This is a genomic window from Vibrio sp. 704, from assembly GCF_033339295.1.
On record NZ_JAWOUH010000022.1, the window covers coordinates 38664 to 55655 of the forward strand.

The window sequence follows — 16992 nt, forward strand, 5'->3', positions numbered from 1 at the left end:
TTTAGTGACCCTTTGTATGACCACGTTTGCGATTAAACCTGCGTGTTTTAGCGACCTAGAGTTGCTCAACGATCTTATGTTCGAGCTTCATGATGAGCATCATCTTCAATCTCCTGAGCTTTTCAAAACGGCAGAGGAGATAGAACAAGAAAAAAGCATTGCTCGATATATTGACGACCCTGAGTGCCTTGTTTACGCAGCAAAACAAGGAGATGAAATTATTGGCTTTATCTCTGGTCACTTCTGTGAACTTATTTCTACCGTCAGCCAGCCAGTTATGATGGGAAGTGTGGATGAGCTCTATGTGCTGCCTGAATATCGAAAACAAGGTACGGCGCAGGCATTGATTAATAAAATTGAGTCAACGTTCTCTGATTACGGTGCAAAACAGATGTTTGTTGAAGTATGGCATTTTAACCAGGGCGCAATATCTTTGTATGAAAAACAAGGATTTGCACACCATATCCACTATTTAAGAAAACCGCTGAACGAATAATCGTATTTAACTTTAATATTGTGATTTAGGTTCTATCGAATTGAAATCATTCAGTTCGTCAATAGACTTTTCTCTATAAGTTGCTCGCAATGTTAATAAATTGATATGCACCCACATTGGTATCGGCGTTTTTGTCTGCTTGTTTATTAGTAGCACGAGGATCGTGCTTACAAAAACAAGAGGACAATATTTTGAAACTAACAAAATCGTTACTTGCTTTAGCCGTTTTGCCAATGTTCGCAAGTGCTGATGATTTGTCACAGACGCAAAATCACACTATCCAACCCCAGATCGTAGGCGGAGTAACTGCCGACCCACGTGACTGGAAATTCTACACCCAAATTGTTAGTCGTTATGGTAACCGATCATATTGTGGGGCCAGTTATATCGGGAATGGTTACGTCCTGACTGCTGCGCATTGTGTTGAGGGTGATTCTCCGAATCAGATAGCGGTTAAAATCGGTGGCGTTGTTTATAACGGTAGTGACGGTGTTCGTGCAAACGTCAGTGAGATCCATATGCACCCGGCATATCGCCGCGCGACGCTTTCTCATGACCTCGCGGTATTGAAGCTCGACTCTGTGCCTCAAGGTGTTTCTTCAGTTGAGATTGCGAATGGCAGTCTAACGCAATACGCGAGCATCGGAGATTGGCTTAGTGTTGCTGGCTTAGGGCGAACTTCTGAAGGAGGAAGCTCTCCGTCTCGATTGCAAGAGGTTGACGTCCCACTTGTGTCGGATATGACTTGCCGTCAAGCCGGTGGCAACTACACAACGGTTGGAGAAGTGTCATTCTGTGCGGGTATTCCTCAAGGTGGGATAGATTCTTGTCAGGGAGATAGTGGTGGTCCAATCGTCATTAATCGCAGTGGTGTAATTACTCAACTTGGTGTGGTCAGTTGGGGAATAGGTTGTGCTCGTCCTGGTATGTATGGGGTTTATAGCGATATCGCTGCTATGCGCAATTTTGTCGATGGTGTTATCGGAACAGTAACACCACTAAAAGAGAATGTTTCTGTTGGATACACCACCGAACAGACACTGGCATCATTTAATGTTGGGGAGTTACAGCAACATAGCTTTGTTATCCAGAATTCAGGGAACACCACCTTCACTGTGGAAAATGTTCGCGCGTTTGCTTCGGGTGTTACTGATGCAGCTGTTATTGCCAATGATCAGTGCTCTCAGGCGACGTTAGCAATGAATGCAAGTTGTCGTATTGATGTTGAATTTGGTGCTACTCAGAGCGGAGAAGCAAGAGTGGCTTTGAACTTCAACGTTGATAAGACCAGCACACAATACCAAGCGTTAGTATCCGCTCAAGCGAAAACGGTGACAACGCCTCCCACAGATAGCTGTAAAACTGTATGGCAAGCCAGCTTAGTGTATCTCAAAGGAGATACGGTTACTTGGAATGGTAAAGTTTGGCAAGCGCAGTGGTGGACTCAAGGTGATAATCCAGCAGACTCAGGGCCTTGGGGTGTTTGGCAAAAAGTCGGCGATGCGAATTGCAAGTCTAACTAACGATCGGGCCAGTGAATTTGATTCGTTGACCATGAGATAAGATTCATTCTTGGTTTCAACGATCAGTACATATTTACCATAACTGGGGTTTATTGTTTGCGAATAATAAGCCCTTTTTTATTGTGTCAACTATGAGAACCCACAAAATGTGTATGACTTTTTCCTGACGTTATCTTTATATAACTGGCAGAATTGCGATCAACATTTTATGTTTTGTCTGATTTTTGTCAGGTTTGCATTAAATTATTCTCCAGTGAGCGTTGAGATCAGGTTTTACGCGATCAACTCAGTTTGGCATAACTCGTTACTTAATTTTTGTCGAAAAAGATAAGATTAACTGCCATGATTCATTGGTTATCATTATGTTTATTTAAGGTCATATTTTGTGTTGAGACAGCTGTTATTACTCATCCTTTGTTTTATTTTGTTACCTGTTTCACCGATCTCTACGGCTAAAGCCACTGCGAGCGAAGTTAAAGGAGCGCTCTGTATTGTTCGCGCTGATGACAAGTTAGTGCTAGTTCATGAAGTATTAACGGATAAGATTTCTCTACCTGGCGGAACCATTATTGATGGTGAGTCTCCACAAGTTGCTGCTCAACGAGAAACGTGGGAAGAAACCGGTATAGTGGTTACGGTTGGAGAGGAGCTTGGCAGAACGGACACTGCGGTTTTTTACGACTGTATATCAGACTCTGACATTATCGCTTTTTCTATGAATAATTCTTTAGGTGGAAATGAACTGCCTATTTGGTTTGCCCCTCATTATGGAGTAGAAGTTGCGTCAGCGATGTTGCTTAGCCCATCTGAATTACCATCATCTTTATATCGTTATCCTGAGCAATGGCCACAAGCCACTCAGTTTTTTGATCAAGCTACCAAGCAATCAGTATCTTATGTGACTCAGTTGATCGAATCCGCGCCTTCATTTCGTCAGGTTGAATTGGCGTGGCTGATAGATTTACAGAGTTGGGTAGGGGCGTTGTCAGAAACGAGTTACGAGGTAGCTAGTCAGATCTCGAAACTGGTTATAGACCTGACAGAACCGACGGTACTACTCTTTCTATTTCCTTTTGCCATGATGCGCTTTGGTAGCCGGTTTGTGTACCGACTCTTTTTTGCAATTAGTGCAACGTCGCTTATGGTGCTTGTCGCTCAACAAGGCTTTTCGTTACCGCGCCCACATGTCTATATACCAATGTTGGAGTTAACGCACAGCTTTGGCTTTAGTTTTCCTAGCTTGCCTATCGCTGTGTGGTTTTGTGTTCTGACGTTCTTGTTTCATAGAACCCAGTATTTCGGTTTGAATGGAACAACGGCAGTCTTCGTGTTCATCACTCTTACAGTGGTGTTAGGTAAGTTTTTCCTCGGCAGTGCCTTTATTTTAGATATGTTATTTGGCGCGCTGTTAGGCAGCTTGGTGGCTTGGCATGTTCTTCGATTGGAAACAAATCAAGATGTGAACGTTGATCAAGTTCTAAGCGCAAAAGGCGTCTGGTTCATTATGACTGCGGCAACAGCGGTCATCTCCGTCATCTGGCCATTACCTGTGTTTGGTCGCTGGCTAGCAATTTTAATCACTGCATCAGCGTTGGTCATGACATTTAAAGAGTCGAAAGCACATTTAGATACTCGGCAGATGATCTTTGTGACGCTGGCATTGTTGCTTGTTGATCAACTCTATTTGTACACGGCTAATATCGTATCGTTTAGCGGTTTGTGGTCATTAGTCTTGTCGACGTTACATTATCCATTATTAATGTTGTTATTTATGCTGCTTGCAAGGAAGCTGACTTGTGAAAACCAACCGAGCAAAACGTTGCTAGATTGATGGCTGTATTTGTTATCTATTAGTATTTAAGTAAAAACAAAGCCTTGCATTACAGCAAGGCTTTTACACGTTTAGTCCACGAACAACGCCGCTTGCCTATCTTGGACGGCTAGGGATGTTAAACGTAAGAAGCTTAACGCAACAGACATGGCGGAAAGGACTATGCATTGAGCACGAACTTTTCTATAGCTTTAGCGACACCGTGCTCATCATTACTTGCCGTAATGTAGTCAGCGATTTGCTTGGTTTCTTCCATTGCATTTGCCATCGCGATACCAAGGCCAGCGTATTTCAGCATGTGGTGGTCATTTTCTGCGTCACCCATACAGATAACTTCTTCCGGTTTAATTCCCAGATACTCGGCAATTGCGGCAACACCAATACCTTTGTTGCTCGCAGGGTTAAGAAACTCAAGGAAAAACGGAGCGCTTTGAACAACCGTAAACGCTTCGCGCATTTCAGCTGGCAGTGCTGCTATAACTTCTGTTAGTTTGCTTGGCTCTGCAACCATCATAGCTTTGATGATTGGATGATCGTCTTCTAGTGATTCGAAGTTCATCTCGGTGACATTTAAGCCATTTATCTTTGCTTCAATATCGGTGTAAGGGTTGTGTTCGTTGGTGATTAAACCATGAACTTGACTAAAAGCATGGACGTACGCACCTAGCTCTTCGGCTTTTCGCGCCACCAATTTTGCAGCTTTACCATCTATGATTTGCTGGTGGATGATGTCGTTTGTGCCTACGTTCTTGACCATCGAACCGTTGTAGTAAAGAACAAAATCTCGATCGGAATGGATATTCAGTTCGTCGAGCTTGTCTTGCATTCCTTCTAATGGGCGACCAGAAGCGAGAACGACAGTAACGCCTGCTTCTCGAGCTTTTGCGATCGCTTGTTTGTTTTCTTCAGAAATGGCTTTATCACTATTGAGTAGCGTGCCATCCATATCTAGTGCGATCAGTTTATACATCATTTCTTACCTTAAAGTTTTTTGGGAGCTGTCAGTGAATAAGGCTTGGTTTAACGTTAACCAGAAACCTATATTCATTACGCTATGAAACTACAAAATGGTCTATTTTAACAATTAATTTTTGGTTTAAATTGACCTAGACACGCGTGTCCATTATGGTCTTCGCCTCGAAATGTTATGAGTTGAGTGAGTTCTGCGTTGTATAAGCTAAATGAGATGTTTGAAACCATCCAAGGGGAAGGGGTTTTCACTGGAGTCCCTGCTGTTTTTGTTCGGCTTCAAGAGTGTCCGGTTGGTTGCTCATGGTGCGATACCAAACAAACGTGGTATGCAGATGAGAATGATCAACGTCAAATAGGCGATATTCTGGTGAAAACGGAAGACTCTCCGACTTGGTGTGTTGCATCTGCCGAGAACATCGTAGAGCAATATCAACAGCAAGGCTTTAATGCTAAGCATATCGTGATTACTGGTGGAGAGCCTTGTATTTATGATCTGCGCCCTTTAACAAAGGCGTTTGAAGGTATGGGGTGCCAATGCCAAATTGAAACCAGTGGCACATCAGAAGTGATTACTTCAGAAAATACGTGGGTGACAGTGTCACCAAAAGTGGCAATGAAAGGTAAATTACCAGTGCTTAATAGCGCGTTAGAGCGGGCAAATGAGATTAAGCATCCAGTCGGCACCCAGAAAGACATCGACCACCTTGATGATCTTTTAGCAAATGCGAACGTAGCGGCTGAGACTATCATTGCACTACAACCAATTAGCCAGAAGCCTCGTGCTACGCAATTGTGTATTGATACGTGTATTGCCCGCAATTGGCGTTTGTCTGTTCAAACTCATAAATATTTGAGTATTGCTTAGACGAGAGGCTCGTCATCATTCGAAGTGGCTTTTCTATCTAATCCCGGTTTCGCGAGTAATGCCGTTGGTAGCTTTGCTATGGAATCATTGTCGATGTATCTAAACAATTTATAGCGTTGTAAAAGCTAAGCAGTGTTGGCTGCTGTGGTGTGGTGCTATCTTTGGTTCGACAATCGTTTCGCATTTAATTGATGCCACCAATCTGGCGGCATCAAAATGAAGCTCTGTTGGCTGGAGTTTCACGCTGAGATAAAACGTTTAGAAGCTAACGCAAAAGGTTTTATCCCAGCGCTATTACCGCTAACAAAGACTATTTGCTCGCTAAGTATTCTTCTAAGCCGCTTTGTCGCAGTAGGCACGCTGGACATTCACCACAGCCTTTACCAACGATTCCGTTGTAACATGTTAAAGTATTGTTTTGGACAAACTCCAACATATTGTGCTTATCAGCTAGAGCCCAGGTCTCGGCTTTAGTAAGCCACATTAAAGGAGTCTTAATATTGAAGGCTTTATCCATACCTAAATTGCAAGAGAGATTTAGAGAGCGAATAAAGTTGTCTCGGCAGTCAGGGTAACCACTAAAGTCTGTTTCGCAAACTCCCGTAATGATGTCTTGAATGCCAAGCTGGTAAGCATGGATACATGCGTAAGTAAGAAAGAGAATGTTTCTCCCTGGAACGAATGTATTGGGTACGTTAGCGTCGCTTAAGTCATTAGATACCGGAATGTTGTCTCTTGTCAGCGAGCTTATCGCTAACTCATTAATTGATTTTACATCCAGGACTTTGTGGCTTTTGATGTTAAGTTGCTTACCTAATTCGATAGCGATATCTATTTCATCTGAATGACGCTGGCCATAATCAAACGTTATAGCATGAACTTCATCATATGTATTTAATGCATCGATTAAGCAGGTCGTAGAGTCCTGCCCACCGGAAAAAACCACAAGTGCTTTTGTTGTAGCCATGTTGAACCCTTAGTTATGCTCTTTGATTCTTTGGTATTGATACGTATTCTTATCCCAATTACGTACTCGACTTCGTGGCGATTGCGTCTGCAATCAGCTGGGCTGTGCTCTCAAGCACTCTTTGCTTGTCATCATTTGACAGCTTGTGGAGATTCACAGCAAGTTCAGCGGTGATTTCATCTTCACAAAAAAAATAGTTTAGAGGCACGTTTAGCTCATCTGCGATAAGTTTGAGCGTTTTTACGTCGGGAGTATGGCGCTCCCTTTCGTATTGATTCATCCTTGCACTTGCAGAACTATCATCCATGCCGATACGGATGCCCAGTGCTTTTTGGGACAGATTCGCTTGTTTACGCGCATGCTTAAGGCGGGCTGGGAGTGGGTTATTAAACAACACTTAAAGTTCATACGAAGGACTTGGATGACTAAGATTATCTTAGTTTTTCTGATTTGTGTATACTAAGTAATGCTTAGTTATTGCCGAGGTCGCCAAGGCCGTGTCTGTAAAACTAAAAAAGATTTCGTATCTTTAGGTTGATTAAGTGACGTTGAACCTACTTCTTCAAAAACTGCCGTATGAAGGAGCGAGTAAGGGCACGAGAAACCGCAGCTATTTGTAGAGCAGAATTTGCTCTTCACATAAACGTAGTCGTCTAAGTTGAAGAGCAATATTGTTCTTGATGATCAACTATATACTTAAGTAAATAACTGTGTCGCACAATAGATCAGAGCTGCTGCTAAGCTCATATTTATGACTTTGCCATATCTCTGGAATTGCGATTGAAGTAGCTTTCCTGCAACGGCCCAAACTACGTTGCTAAGGAGTGCGATCAAAGCAAGAATGAGGCTAGTCGCTAAGATCCAGTAGATATTCTGAGTGTGGGGCAGTACGAACGTAGAAATAGAGGTAATTCCATAAAGAATGATTTTCACATTAACGAACTGCAAACCGAAACCTGTTAAGAAACTGATACCTTTAGAATTATCCGATGAAGTTTTGATCTCACTCGTAGCAAGCCCCCAAGCCAACCAAACAATATAAGCTGCTCCAATCCATGTTAGCCAAGGTGTAATCACGGGCAAGAGGCTGATCATGTTATACGTGAAAGCGCCACAAAGTAGCATCAAAACAACATAGCCACAAAACATCCCCGAAATCACTTTTGTTGAGCGTTTTAGTCCATATTGCGTCGCGATGCTGAGCGATAAAATGTTGTTTGGCCCTGGTGTAATTGAAGTAATGATTACGTAAGTAAAAAATGCGGTGTAGATGGCGGTCATCTCTATCTCTCCTGTTTTTACTGCACTATACTTCGCTACAATTGATTAAAAAATTGAATAAATTAAAACTTAGACTTTTAATTTATTAAACTGTTGGTTGTGGAGTCTAGTCATGAATCTAAAACGCTTTCTTACTTTTAAAGCTATTGTTGAAGAAGGATCGTTTCTAAAAGCGTCACAGAAGCTTTATTGCACGCAATCAACCGTCACCTTTCAAATCAAGCAGTTGGAACAAGATCTGTCTCTGCAGCTGTTCGAAAAAATAGGGCGTAAGATGGTTTTGACTCAAGCAGGAGAAAAGATACTGCCTTACGTCTATGAACTGGCGCGAGTGATGGAAAATATTGAGGGAACAGCACAGCAAGAAAACTCGGAGCCGACCGGTGAATTGAAAGTGCTGGTTGCTGAGACTCAACTTGCTTATAAGATGGCTAATGTTTTAAAAGAGTTCAGGATCAGAGCGCCCAATGTAAGACTCTCTCTGCAATCACAAAATTGCTATCAGATTCGAGATGAGTTGATAGCGGATAAAGCTGATTTAGGTGTGTTTTATCGAGTAGGTAATGACGATACGCTCAAGGTCCACGAGTTTGAGCAGGAGCCACTGGTATTGGTTGCTTCACCGCTTTTAAAAGGGCTAGATTTAAAGAAGAGAGAGCAACATATTGATTTAGGGTTTATAAGCAATGGCCCTAAGTGCCTTTTTCGACAGATGTTTGAGAGCATTATTCAGGAGCGTGATATTAGCATCGACAACATGATCGAACTTAGCAGTATTAATACGATCAAAAACTGCGTTGAGAGTAATATTGGTATCTCTTATTTACCTCGTTTTACGGTTGAAAAAGAGTTGCAAGAGGGCAGTTTACAAGAGCTTGAGTTCACCGAATTTTCACAGATGATCAAGCCACTTTGTGCTTATCATGCTGGGAAGTGTGTGACGCCGGCGATGGAAGTCTTTATTGATTGTATGCGTAACGAGTATGAACGGTTTTCTACTCAGAGCCGGTGATCTTTAATATGTTCTATCTGACATAGTTTCGTTTTTACTCCTTTTTACTTTTTAAGTGGCTACTTCTAATTTATTGATTTTTATTGCTTTGTTGTGAATCCGACTGTTGTGGGATGATAAATGGGATCTGATGTGAAGAGCTATTTATTGACGGAAAGAGATAAGATATAAAAACGACGGCGTGTGATAACTAGATTAGATAAGGTTACATAATTAACAGTGTAATAAATGCCATTCTTTATGGATTATTTTCAACGAGACTTAATTGTTACGGTTCGTTATTATTAACTCGTTAACGCATCCATTGCTAGGAAGTTAACTTACGCATATTGTTTTTTTCATCATTTGCAGCAAATATAATTTGCTGCTTTTTTTTAGCCAAAAAAGTTCAAAGCTTGAACTACAAGCTCTGAACTCTTATTTATACTTAGTGATTTTCTACTTTAATAAGTAAAACACCGTTTAAAAGTATCGCGTAACCTAGTAACTCTAAGCTTTCTTCAACCAAGTTTTTCACGTCTCTATTGTATGAGTTCCCCATGAACTCGACCCAAAAATCACCATACCCTGCAAATCGTGAGAATAAGAAAACAATAAAAAATCCAATCGTTAATGTCGTGAAGCTAGAATGAGAAATGAAAAGTTTTACCTCATTTTTTATGTTAACTATATTATTAAAACAAAAATAACAGACCGAGACTATTATAATCCAAGCAGGATACTTCCATGAACCGTGAGGGAAATACTGCTCTATGTGGTAGTCCATTTCTCTAACGAATATAACCATAAAAAATGAAGACATTATTACTAATATGTGTTTGAGTTCAAGATATTCCTTAGATTTATACAAACACATTGACGATGAAAAAAGCACAAATGCTATTTGAGTCATTTCTATAAGAGAGTTCTCCGATGTGCTTTTGTCCATTTTTACGCTAAAGTAAATCGTTGCTAACGTATAAATAACCAAAAAAATAAGATAAGATATTTTATATACTAACAAACTAGTGACCGAGGTGTGTTTTTCTTCAATATACATCGTAACTTGTATAGGTGATGGATTTGTTAGTATTATAAATCAAGAATTTTTTATATTTAGTGAATTAAGCGCCATTTAGAATGGAACTTAATTCACCTAACATTAAACTTCGATGAATATTAAACGTTACTGGTTTAATTTATTGATTTTGTTTGATTTTTTATTTTATGTTAATTTTGGTTAAATAGAATCACCTAGCTTTTATTGAAATGCTTTTCCCATATTGGTGGTATGCCAATTTCTTCTTGAACGATATCAATGAATACCCTAACCAATGGTGATTGCTGACGGTGTGAGTACATGGCATAAATATCACCAAAATCTTGAGTTTCATATTCTGGTAAAAGTTGAACTAAATTAGAAGACTCTAGGTTGTTAGGGAGCATAAATTGACCTATAAGTGCTGCGCCCAGACCTGACTTTACGCTTTCAATTATTAGCTCAGCTTCATTTACCATGTATGACCCTGATATTGGGTATGTATCTAAACCATCTGATTTTGCTTTGTCGTAGAATTTAAGTTTATCGACAATAAAATTACCATTTGAATAAATAATAAAAGGTAGCTTAACTAACTCATCAGGCGTTTCTGGGTTACCATGTTTTTCAATTAAATTTCGAGAAGCAATGATTGCAGTCGTATTTTTTGCTAATTTTCTTGCTACCATTGATGAATCCCTCATAGGTCCGATTCGAAAAGCAATATCAAAATTACTTCTAATCACGTCTACATGAAGATCATCTAGCATTAGTTCAACACTTGCTTTTGGGTACTTATGTAAAAACTTTTCTATCGAAGGTTGTAGATAGAGTTTTCCAAATAATGTTGAGCTTGAAATTCGTACTTTCCCTGAAGGCTCAGTCTGAAAGTTCTCCGCTATTTGTTGAGTATCATCAAGGAGTTGAGATATTTGGTCTGCTTTTTCAACTATTTGCTTACCGACTTGTGTTAATGAAAGAGAGCGAGTTGTTCTGTTTAATAGCCTAACGCCTAAGTGCTCTTCTAACTGCTTGATGTGTTTAGATAAAACAGAGCGGTCGATATTCATCCCATCTGCTGCTTTTGCAAAAGATCCAGCTTTAGAGACTTCTAAAAGCAGGTGTAGTTTATTTGCTAAATCCACAATGTTTATCCAAGTTAGATATTAGCGTATTAGTTTCATGTATAACTGCTGCTCTGTCTAGAAATTATTAATATACTTAATAACCAAAAGGAAAGGGAGCAATAGCTCCCTTTAGTATGAATTTAAATGAGTATTTATATTATGGTTATAGTGTTTGACGTTTTTTGTTTCGACTCACTAACATGTAAAAAACAGGTGTGAGTAGTAATCCAAATACCGTTACGCCTACCATACCCGAGAATACGGCAATACCCATTGCTTGTCGCATTTCCGCTCCGGCCCCTGTACCAATCATTAATGGAATAACACCAGCGGTAAATGCAATTGATGTCATTAGAATCGGTCGAAGACGTAAACGACATGCTTCCAAAATCGCTGATAAGGTATCTTGGCCATTGTCTTTAAGTTCTTTAGCGAACTCCACCATCAAGATGGCATTTTTACACGCTAGAGCCACAAGGACAATCAAAGCAATTTGTGTGAATATATTGTTGTCACCACCAATGAACCAAACACCTGCTAGTGCAGAAAAAATGGTCATAGGAACGATCAAAATGATAGCGAATGGCAGTTTTAAACTCTCGTACTGCGAAGCTAGCACCATGAAAACTAACAAGACAACAAGTGGGAATATATACACCATCGTGTTACCAGCCAAAATCTGCTGGTAGGTTACATCAGTCCATTCATAAACCATTCCCTCTGCTAGGTTTTGATCCAGTACTTCCTCAATAGCCGTTTGGGCTTGATCTGAACTGTAACCAAAAGCAGGACTGCCGTTTAGTTCTGCACTAGGGTAGCCGTTATAGTGCATCACGCGGTCAGGCCCAATCGTGGGTATGATCTCCAGTACAGCGCCGAGAGGAACCATTTGTCCGGCAGCATTTCTTACTTTGTAGTTAAGTATTTGGTCAGGTTCGAGACGATAGTTCATGTCTGCCTGGGCATTCACTTTGTATGTTCTACCAAACATATTGAAGTCATTGACGTATAATGATCCTAAATAAACTTGAAGCGCATCAAAAACCTGCTCTAGAGGAACACCTTGCAGCATCGCTTGTTCACGATCTATTTGGATGTCCATCTGCGGCACTTGTATACGAAATGTGGAATATAATCCCATCAGCTCGGGTCTTGTTGATGCCTCACTTATTACCAAGTTCAATTGCTTGAAGAGCTCATCAAACCCCTTGTTCGCACGGTCTTCGATTTGAAGTTTAAAGCCGCCAGTAGAGCCAAGTCCTTGGATTGGTGGTGGTGGAAAAATCGCAACGAAGGCTTCATCAATGATTGAAAAGCTCTTATTCAAAGATGCAACAATCGCATTTGCTCCGAGAGTTGGATCATTTCGTTTATCGAAGTCCTCAAGCGTAACAAAAACGATGCCACTATTCGGACTGTTAGTAAAACCATTGACCGATAAGCCTGGGAAAGAAATGGTTTGTGCTACGCCAGGTGTTGCCAGCGCGAGGTTTTCCATTTCTTTAATAACGGACTCTGTTCGATCTAAACTTGCTGCATCTGGAAGTTGGGCGATCGCAACTAAATACTGCTTATCTTGTTGAGGAATGAATCCTCCAGGAACAGCTTTGAATAGAGAAACCGTTCCCCCGAGTAACGCAATGTATACCACCACAACAACAAGGCTAAAGCGAATCAGCTTCTTGACCAGAGCTTGATATTGGTTCGAGCTATACTCAAAAATTCTATTGAATGGCGCAAAAACATACTTACCAAAAACCGCATCCAAGAGCTTGGTTAGCCGATCGGGTTTTGCGTTCTTATCTTGTAATAGCAGTGCTGATAAAGCAGGCGATAACGTCAACGAGTTAATTGCTGAAATAATCGTCGAGATCGTAATTGTTAGTGCGAACTGCTTATAAAACTGACCGGATAACCCTGTAATAAAGGTCGTCGGGATGAACACCGCACATAACACTAAAGCAATTGCAATAATTGGCCCGGTAACTTCGGTCATTGCTTGTTTCGTTGCTTCTAGTGGTGCAAGTCCATTATGGATGTTCCGTTCCACGTTTTCGACGACGACAATGGCGTCATCGACGACGATGCCTATGGCGAGAACAAGCCCAAACAACGAAAGCGTGTTAATCGATACTCCAAGCATTTGCATTACGGCGAACGTACCGATTAATGAAACAGGCACCGCAATGATAGGGATGATAGACGCGCGCCATGTTTGCAAAAACAAAATGACTACGACAACAACTAGTACAATTGCCTCTAGCAGAGTATGAACTACCGCGTCTATCGATCCACGAACAAAGACGGTCGGGTCGTAGGCTATTTCATATGAAACTCCAGCTGGAAAGGCTGCTTGTAAACGGTCCATGGTTGAACGAACCTGATTAGATAGCTCAATAGCATTAGCACCAGGGCGTTGGAATACGGGCATCGCCACCGCTGGTTTACCATTTAACAAGGCGCGCAGTGCATAAGAGTTTTGACCTAGCTCTACGCGTGCAACGTCTTTAAGGCGTGTCAAAGCCCCTGTTTCGTCAACTTTTACTACAATGTCGTTGAATTCATCAATATTCTCCAAGCGGCCTTTTACGTTCAACAAAACTTGGAATTGGTTTTCATTAGCGGCTGGCTGCGCACCTAATGAGCCTGCTGCCACCTGTTGGTTTTGAGAGCGTACGGCTGAGACAACGTCCATTACGGTTAGATTTCTAGAAGCGAGCTCATCTGGATTTAACCACAAGCGCATTGAGTACTCATCACCACCGAAAAGGCGCACATCACCAACGCCTCCGAGCCGAGCTATCTCATCTTTCAAGTTTAAATTAGCGTAGTTAGCTAAATAACTGACTTCACGGCTAGAATCTGGAGAATATATATGCACAACCATGGTGAGATCAGGAGAGGCTTTTTCGGCAACAACTCCTAACCGTTGGACGGCTTCTGGTAATCGGGGCAAAGCTGTAGTGACGCGATTTTGAATTTGAACCTGAGCTTTGTCCAAGTCCGTACCTAAAGCAAAGGTTACGGTCAATGTCATTCTGCCGTCACTGGTTGCCTGCGAAAACATATATAACATGTTTTCTGTACCATTAATTTCTTGCTCCAGAGGCGTAGCAACTGTTTCTGCGATTACTTTTGGGTTCGCACCAGGATAGTTTGCTGTAACTACCACTGTAGGAGGGACAACCTCTGGATATTCACTCACAGGCAACTGTAAAAGTGAAATTGCGCCTACTATTAATATCAATAGCGATAACATAGAGGCAAATATGGGTCTTTGAATAAAAAAGTGTGCAAATTTCATTCGGTTGTCTTCTTAGTCTTGAGCTAAACGTTTATTTGGCAACGATGTTGAGTTTGAAGCCATAATCAATGAGGTGTTGCTAATATCTAGCGTGACATTTTTTGGTGTGATTTTGCTATTTGGGCCAACTTTTGCTGGGCCATTTACCGCAATAATTGAGTCGGCGTTCAAGCCATTCTCGATAGCACGAAATGTTCCGTAACGTTCGCCTAAGGTTACGATGCTGTATTGCAACGTATTCTCTTCATTGAGTGTTAATACAAAGCGGTTTTCTAGATCTGTGCCAATAGAACGCTCTGGAACGAGAACTCGTTCAACTGGTTTGGTTGTTGATATCTGAACTCGGCCAAACGATCCCACTTTTAAGTTTGATTTTGTTGCATCGAACACCGCTCGAACCTGCAAAGTACCGGTGTTTTCGTTGATGGAGTTGTCGACAAAGTCAACGCGTCCAAAAAACTCTTGCCCATTTTGTCCAGATAGTTCAAGACGAGTAGGTAAGTTAGAGTCGGCATTAATTGTCGAGAAGTAACGGTTCCAAGTTCGCTCATCGACATCAAAGTATGCATATACCTGATCGTTAGAGACAATGTTTGATATAACGCTTTGATTTGCGTTTACATTGTTTCCTTTAGTAATGAATGCTCTTGAAATAGTGCCGCTAATAGGGGCATATATCTTCGTAAACTCAAGATCTAACTTTGCGGATTCTAACTGAGCACGCAAAGCCATTAGTTCTGCAGAGCGTTGTTTTACTGCGGTATCTCGGGCCTCGGCTTGTTCCGCTGAGATGGCTTTTCGCTTAACAAGTTGAGCGGCTCTCTTTTGTTCGTTTGCTGCTTGCTCTAGCGCAGCTCGAGCACTCTTAACTTGCGCTTCAAGTCGTGAGACCTGAGCTTTGAAGGTTCGATCATCAAGAGTGACGAGTAAGTCGCCTTTGTTGACACTCTGTCCGTCTTTGAACTCTACCGTTTCAATAACTCCGGAAACGCGTGGCATTAAAGAAACTTTCTCTGGGGCTTGAAGCCTTGTTGTAAAGGTGAACCACGATTGAACGGGCTCATAGATGACTTTGGAGACGTCTATCGTAGGTAAGGGAGTATTAGGTTGTTTGGTTATCTCTTCGTCTGCACAAGCAGCTAAAACGGATAAAAGGCCAATGCCGAAAACTTTCTTTAACATTTGTCGCGCCCTAAATGATTCTGTTCATACTAAAAGGAACGGCATTGTATTCATTGTACCTATGGGTAAATAGGCCCTCAGCGAACATAGAGTAGTGATAAAAATGCACGATTAAATATTGGTCAAAATGCTCATTTTTTGGTTTGAAAAAGGTCAGTTTAGGGTTTTAAAGACGTGGAGTATTGTTAAATGTAATAAGCCATAATAGATAGGAATAACTAAACAGAAGCTAAAGATAGCGACGAAAATTAAAGCGTTTTTAATTCGTGCATTATTTGCAATTCACTGATGCAATTTGAACCATAAAAAATTGAAATTAATTTTGTAAAATCCATTTCCCATCACATAAAGAATAAAAACTAAATAAGGAATTGTGCAGTGGATCTCGCAAGCCAACTTGAATTACTACTGGATGTCTCTGAATACGGAACTTTTGCTAAGGCTGCTGACAGAAATCATATAGATCGTTCAGCTTTGTCAAAACAGATCAAAAAGCTAGAGGATGAATTGGGCTTACGGCTGTTAAACCGTTCCACGCGTTCGCTATCCCTGACCAATGCTGGTGTTGAGATGGTGGCGCAAGCTAAGAAAGTAAGAGAGGTTCTAACTGAAACTCGTAGTATTGCTGCTACATTTCAGGATGAACCGAAGGGTAACCTGAAAATATCAAGCTCCACTTTCTTTGGCAGAGCTTACTTAAATCAGGCAGTTAAAGAGTTTATAAAACAGTACCCAAACATTACTGTAGAGCTGCTGCTCGATGATAATCGAGTCGATGTTATCCACGAAGGTTTTGACGTTGTGTTTCGTATCGGACCAATCCGAGAGTCCAATATGATAGTACGTAAGTTGGCAAGTAATAATATGGCACTGGTTGCATCGAAGAGTTTTATTGACAAGTATGGAACCCCGAGCTCTCCAGAAGAGCTTATAAAAATGCCAGCAGTAATATACTCGAATGCTAACTTTAAGGCGGATAAGCTACGTATAGCGCCAAGCCAGTCATCAAGCGACGTTAGAACGTATAATATCAATGGGCAGTACTTCGTGAATGAAACTGAGTTAATGCTCGATGCCGTAAAATCTGATCTAGGGTATGCTTTAATTGGGCAGTTCTTTCTTCAGGAGAGTTTGAGTAAACAAGATCTTGTACAGTTGCTTCCTGATTATAATCTTCCCGCAATAGGGGAAATATATGCAATGTATACTCACCGAAATCAACAACCATTAGCCAAACTGTTCATTGATACTGTTCAAAAAATAATAGGGACGCCTCCTGTTTGGATGGATTATCTCAACTAATATGAGTACTAGGACATAATGTTTTAGATTGAGGGCTTGTTTATATTTATCCATAGAATATGGTTGAATTTGCACTTTAAAAATAATTGCCATTGTTCATAATTTCACTCGA

13 protein-coding genes are annotated in these 16992 nt (G+C 41.0%); 6 read left to right on the top strand and 7 right to left on the bottom strand.

What is annotated here, in order from left to right; genetic code table 11:
* The first annotated feature begins 16 nt into the window (after window positions 1-16).
* The 3 genes from R7R24_RS20940 (at window position 17) to R7R24_RS20950 (ending at window position 3850) form a co-directional block, all read left to right on the top strand.
* Window positions 17-496, top strand: a complete 480-nt coding sequence (locus tag R7R24_RS20940) for a GNAT family N-acetyltransferase (protein ID WP_054579507.1) — start codon at window positions 17-19, stop codon at window positions 494-496.
* A 191-nt stretch (window positions 497-687) separates the two neighbouring features.
* A complete protein-coding gene (locus tag R7R24_RS20945) occupies window positions 688-2019 on the top strand; it encodes a trypsin-like serine protease (RefSeq protein WP_054579508.1) in 1332 nt (443 codons plus the stop codon).
* 385 nt (window positions 2020-2404) lie between these two features.
* Window positions 2405-3850: a bifunctional NUDIX hydrolase/phosphatase PAP2 family protein gene (locus R7R24_RS20950; protein ID WP_054579509.1), complete on the top strand. Its 1446-nt coding sequence runs from the start codon at window positions 2405-2407 to the stop codon at window positions 3848-3850.
* Window positions 3851-4010: 160 nt separating this feature from the next.
* Here the strand turns inward: R7R24_RS20950 and R7R24_RS20955 are convergent, their stop codons facing one another.
* A complete protein-coding gene (locus R7R24_RS20955) occupies window positions 4011-4820 on the bottom strand; it encodes a Cof-type HAD-IIB family hydrolase (RefSeq protein WP_017821691.1) in 810 nt (269 codons plus the stop codon).
* A 216-nt stretch (window positions 4821-5036) separates the two neighbouring features.
* Here R7R24_RS20955 and queE point away from each other — a divergent pair, with 216 nt between their 5' ends.
* Complete coding sequence (gene queE, locus R7R24_RS20960) at window positions 5037-5687, top strand: 7-carboxy-7-deazaguanine synthase QueE (protein ID WP_053350378.1); 651 nt, start codon at window positions 5037-5039, stop codon at window positions 5685-5687.
* Window positions 5688-5997: 310 nt separating this feature from the next.
* On the opposite strand, the gene queC is transcribed toward queE, so the two are convergent.
* The 3 genes from queC to eamB form a co-directional block, all read right to left on the bottom strand.
* Window positions 5998-6654, bottom strand: a complete 657-nt coding sequence (queC, locus tag R7R24_RS20965; RefSeq protein WP_005377298.1) for a 7-cyano-7-deazaguanine synthase QueC — start codon at window positions 6652-6654, stop codon at window positions 5998-6000.
* A gap of 58 nt (window positions 6655-6712) precedes the next feature.
* On the bottom strand, window positions 6713-7051 hold the full coding sequence (locus tag R7R24_RS20970; protein WP_005388200.1) for a helix-turn-helix domain-containing protein: 339 nt from the start codon (window positions 7049-7051) through the stop codon (window positions 6713-6715).
* Window positions 7052-7350: 299 nt separating this feature from the next.
* On the bottom strand, window positions 7351-7935 hold the full coding sequence (gene eamB / locus R7R24_RS20975; protein WP_005388201.1) for a cysteine/O-acetylserine transporter: 585 nt from the start codon (window positions 7933-7935) through the stop codon (window positions 7351-7353).
* 112 nt (window positions 7936-8047) lie between these two features.
* Between eamB and R7R24_RS20980 the strand changes: the two genes are divergently transcribed.
* Window positions 8048-8947 carry a LysR family transcriptional regulator gene (locus R7R24_RS20980; protein ID WP_017821689.1) on the top strand — a complete coding sequence of 300 codons (900 nt, stop codon included), beginning with the start codon at window positions 8048-8050 and terminating at the stop codon, window positions 8945-8947.
* A gap of 1233 nt (window positions 8948-10180) precedes the next feature.
* Here the strand turns inward: R7R24_RS20980 and R7R24_RS20985 are convergent.
* The 3 genes from R7R24_RS20985 to R7R24_RS20995 all read right to left on the bottom strand — a co-directional run bounded on the left by R7R24_RS20985 (window position 10181) and on the right by R7R24_RS20995 (window position 15578).
* Window positions 10181-11110, bottom strand: a complete 930-nt coding sequence (locus tag R7R24_RS20985; RefSeq protein ID WP_191116238.1) for a LysR family transcriptional regulator — start codon at window positions 11108-11110, stop codon at window positions 10181-10183.
* A 145-nt stretch (window positions 11111-11255) separates the two neighbouring features.
* Window positions 11256-14396, bottom strand: a complete 3141-nt coding sequence (locus tag R7R24_RS20990) for an efflux RND transporter permease subunit (RefSeq protein ID WP_005377311.1) — start codon at window positions 14394-14396, stop codon at window positions 11256-11258.
* 12 nt (window positions 14397-14408) lie between these two features.
* On the bottom strand, window positions 14409-15578 hold the full coding sequence (locus tag R7R24_RS20995) for an efflux RND transporter periplasmic adaptor subunit (protein WP_064353960.1): 1170 nt from the start codon (window positions 15576-15578) through the stop codon (window positions 14409-14411).
* A gap of 378 nt (window positions 15579-15956) precedes the next feature.
* Between R7R24_RS20995 and R7R24_RS21000 the strand changes: the two genes are divergently transcribed.
* Window positions 15957-16880, top strand: coding sequence for a LysR family transcriptional regulator (locus R7R24_RS21000; RefSeq protein ID WP_005377321.1), 924 nt, complete (start codon window positions 15957-15959; stop codon window positions 16878-16880).
* Window positions 16881-16992 lie beyond the last annotated feature (112 nt).

Bases quoted from the DNA above. Each gene is read 5' to 3' on its own strand.
- R7R24_RS20990 (WP_005377311.1), bottom strand. From the start codon at position 14,396: ATGAAATTTGCACACTTTTTTATTCAAAGACCCATATTTGCCTCTATG.
- queE (WP_053350378.1), top strand. From the start codon at position 5,037: ATGTTTGAAACCATCCAAGGGGAAGGGGTTTTCACTGGAGTCCCTGCT.
- R7R24_RS20995 (WP_064353960.1), bottom strand. From the start codon at position 15,578: ATGTTAAAGAAAGTTTTCGGCATTGGCCTTTTATCCGTTTTAGCTGCT.
- R7R24_RS20980 (WP_017821689.1), top strand. From the start codon at position 8,048: ATGAATCTAAAACGCTTTCTTACTTTTAAAGCTATTGTTGAAGAAGGA.
- R7R24_RS20955 (WP_017821691.1), bottom strand. From the start codon at position 4,820: ATGTATAAACTGATCGCACTAGATATGGATGGCACGCTACTCAATAGT.
- queC (WP_005377298.1), bottom strand. From the start codon at position 6,654: ATGGCTACAACAAAAGCACTTGTGGTTTTTTCCGGTGGGCAGGACTCT.
- R7R24_RS20940 (WP_054579507.1), top strand. From the start codon at position 17: ATGACCACGTTTGCGATTAAACCTGCGTGTTTTAGCGACCTAGAGTTG.
- eamB (WP_005388201.1), bottom strand. From the start codon at position 7,935: ATGACCGCCATCTACACCGCATTTTTTACTTACGTAATCATTACTTCA.